Origin of the sequence: Nostoc cf. edaphicum LEGE 07299 (assembly GCF_015207245.1) — a bacterium.
In the GTDB taxonomy this organism is placed as follows: domain Bacteria; phylum Cyanobacteriota; class Cyanobacteriia; order Cyanobacteriales; family Nostocaceae; genus Nostoc; species Nostoc edaphicum_B.
In genome coordinates this window covers 1-3,407 of record NZ_JADEXF010000695.1, presented here as the reverse complement: position 1 = coordinate 3,407, position 3,407 = coordinate 1, and the positions used below count along the sequence as shown (strand labels likewise).

Sequence of the window (3,407 nt, the reverse complement as noted above, 5' to 3'; positions counted from 1 at the left end):
TAACAAATGTATTTATCGCTGGTGGTTCAAATTAATCAGCAAGTCGGAGTAAAAAGTATTATCTGGACTAAATCTCCAATAAAGTTGGTAGTTATGTTAAGAGTCGAGTATTGATTGTTTAGAAAATATTGACAATAAGCAAACTATATGGTTTTTACAACCGAGAAACTTGAATGTTTTGTAGTATCTGTAGCGTTAATTGTCACTTGTGTGACAAGTCAAACGAAATTTTTAATTGATTATTAGCGACTAGTTCAAAGTCATGGTGACTTTGAAAACTACCCCTAACGAAAACTGGAGACTATGAACTTTGCTGAACTACCGTGGTGTTGGGGTTGTGTTTAGACTTGCAGCAAAATTAGGTGGGAGAAGTACCCGATCAACTACATGAACAATGCCGTTGCTAGCTGGGATATCTGGCTGAGTCACTTTAGCGTTGTTGACTGTAATTGAGTTGCTAGCACGATCAACCGTTACTTTAACGGGACTACCCTCAACTGTTTTAACTTCTCCAGATGTCAATTGCTGGGAGGTAGTTCCCCCAGGGACGACATGGTAGGCCAGAAGCCTGACTAATTGTTGTTTGTTTGCTGGCTGCAAGAGTTGGTCTAGAGTAGCTTTCGGTAAAGCAGAGAAAGCGGCGTCAGTCGGTGCAAATACTGTGTAAGGGCCTGGTGTAGACAATTGTTCAGTTAATCCGGCAGCTTGCACTGCTTGGATGAGAGTTTTAAACTGTCCTTGACTAGCTGCGGATGTTGCCAGTTCTGCTAAATTTTGGTTGGCAGCGGTGGCAGCAGGAGTTGGTGTAGCGGGAGGAACAGTTGTTATGGGGGTTTGGGCAACGGGAGGGACAGTTGCAGTGGGAGTTTCTGTGACAGGTTGAGCGCAGGCAGACAGAGCAACCAAGCTACCTATGCCAATAATATTAAACAATGCTTTTCCTACTATGCCTTTGCTCGCTTTCATAGCTTTGTGTAGAATCCTGTTAAATAGGGGATCATTAACAATAGTTAATGAATTTATGGGTATAGTCACTCATCTAACGACATAGTTTGTAGTATTAAAAATTATTAACACAAAATTTATATAAATTTAATAGTTTGTCATCAGCCTAAAGACATAGGTTAGTCTTAAATTTTCTGTAATGAAAACAGCCTTGAAGAAGAATTTAGAAATCAGACTTAAATTCTAAATTCTGAATTCTGTTTCGATAAATTATAAAAAAAGCATGGGTAATAGGTTTTCACCCATTACCCATTACTAAGTTCACAAATTCTCAGAGTATTGATAAGGAATTGAGATTAGATATCAAGATCGGTGAAGTTGAGTTTAGAGCCAAAGGTTTCGATGAATTCTCTTCTGGGTGCGACTCGATCGCCCATTAAAATTGTGAAGATGCGATCGGCTTCGGCGGCATCCTCAATTTCGACTTGCTTCATTTTGCGGGTTTCTGGGTTCATGGTGGTGTCCCAGAGTTGTTGTGGCATCATTTCACCCAAACCTTTGAAGCGTTGGATGGTATAGTTGGCGTTAGCAGGGAATTTAGCGATCGCTTGATTTTTTTCGCGATCGCTATAGCAGTACTCATGATTACGTCCCCGTTCTACTTTAAACAGTGGGGGACAAGCAATATAAATAAAGCCTTGTTCAATGAGCGATCGTTGATATCGATAGAAGAATGTTAACAACAAAGTCCGAATGTGCGCCCCATCTACGTCAGCATCCGTCATGATGACTATGCGGTGATAACGCAGTTGAGTGGAATCGAATTCATCACCTTTGACACCTAAACCGAGTGCTGTAATTAACGATTGAACTTCGTTATTTTTATAAATTTTGGCATCGTCAGTTTTTTCAATGTTGAGAATTTTACCACGTAGAGGCAAGATAGCTTGAGTACGGCGATCGCGTCCCTGTTTTGCACTCCCACCGGCTGAATCCCCTTCCACGATGAATATCTCAGATTCGCTGGGATCACGAGAACTGCAATCTGCCAATTTACCAGGTAATGGCGAAGATTCCAGTACGGATTTGCGCCGAACTAATTCCCGCGCATGACGCGCTGCTTCTGCGGCCTTGAAAGCTTGGATGGCTTTATCTAAAATTGAATCTGCGATCGCAGGATGAAATTCTAGATACTCGGTGAGGACTTCTCCCACCAAAGAATCAACAATCCCTCGAACTTCGGTGTTACCGAGTTTAGTTTTGGTTTGTCCTTCAAATTCTGGATCTGGGACTTTAACGGAAATTACCGCAGTCAAACCTTCGCGGACGTGTTCGCCACTGAGGTTAGGTTCATTCTCTTTAATTTTATTGCGCTTGCGAGCGATCGCATTTAATGTCCGAGTCAAAACCGCCTTCAACCCTTCTAAGTGCGTACCACCATCCACAGTACGAATATTGTTGGCAAAACCTAGAACATTATCCGTATAAGCATCAGTACACCATTGCAAGGAAACTTCCACTTGTACGTTATTGCGTTCCCCCTGCACATAGATAATTTCTTCATGCAGTGGCTGCTTCTCGCGGTTCATGTAAGCGATATATTCTTTAATACCACCCTTGTAATTGTAAGATTCTACTTTCGGTGTATCGCTTTTTAGTAGTTCTAAACGGTGGTCAGTAAAGGTAATTTTGACACCTGCATTCAGATACGCTAATTCCCGTAGGCGACCTGATAAAGTGATGTAATCAAACTCAATGCTAGTTGTAAAGATTTGGGTATCTGGCTTAAAGGTGACAGAAGTTCCAGTTCTAGCTTCTTTGTAAGGCTTGACTTGCAGTTCACTAACTGGGATACCACGTTCATAGCGTTGAAGATGAACCTTTTTATCTCGCCAAACCGTAACTTCTACAACCTCAGAGAGGGCATTAACAACAGAAATACCAACCCCGTGCAATCCTCCAGAAACTTTGTAGCCACCGCCGCCAAACTTACCACCGGCGTGCAGTACTGTCATTACAGTTTCCAAAGCCGATTTTCCGGTGCGCGAGTGAGTATCGACGGGAATACCGCGACCATCATCTGTTACAGTCACCGAACCATCAGCGTTGATATCCACTTCTATATGAGTGCAATGACCCGCCAAAGCCTCATCGATTGAATTGTCCACCACCTCGTAAACTAAATGGTGGAGTCCTCGCGGCCCAGTGGTACCGATGTACATTCCTGGTCTTTTGCGGACGGCTTCCAGACCTTCCAGAACTTGAATCTGATCGGCACTGTAACTGCTCGTCATGTAAACTCTCCTGATGCGTGGGGTTGAAATCGCCTAAAGGCAAATAAAAGTAAAAACACTCCAAAATTGTAACACAAAAGCCTTGCTGGCGTCTGTAGGGCATTTTCAAGAGAAGTTTATACTGGGGTTGCAGTACCGTATAAGAGGGGCACGGGGCAGGGGCTGTCT

At 42.9% G+C, this 3,407-nt stretch carries 2 protein-coding genes; both read right to left on the bottom strand.

Annotated elements, in window-relative coordinates; all coding sequences use genetic code 11:
* Positions 1-318: 318 nt before the first annotated feature.
* On the bottom strand, positions 319-966 hold the full coding sequence (locus IQ229_RS19150; protein ID WP_194046462.1) for a fasciclin domain-containing protein: 648 nt from the start codon (positions 964-966) through the stop codon (positions 319-321).
* A 335-nt stretch (positions 967-1,301) separates the two neighbouring features.
* On the bottom strand, positions 1,302-3,239 hold the full coding sequence (gyrB, locus tag IQ229_RS19145) for a DNA topoisomerase (ATP-hydrolyzing) subunit B (RefSeq protein ID WP_194046460.1): 1,938 nt from the start codon (positions 3,237-3,239) through the stop codon (positions 1,302-1,304).
* Between the last annotated feature and the right edge of the window lie 168 nt (positions 3,240-3,407).

Bases quoted from the DNA above. Each gene is read 5' to 3' on its own strand.
- IQ229_RS19150 (WP_194046462.1), bottom strand. From the start codon at position 966: ATGAAAGCGAGCAAAGGCATAGTAGGAAAAGCATTGTTTAATATTATT.
- gyrB (WP_194046460.1), bottom strand. From the start codon at position 3,239: ATGACGAGCAGTTACAGTGCCGATCAGATTCAAGTTCTGGAAGGTCTG.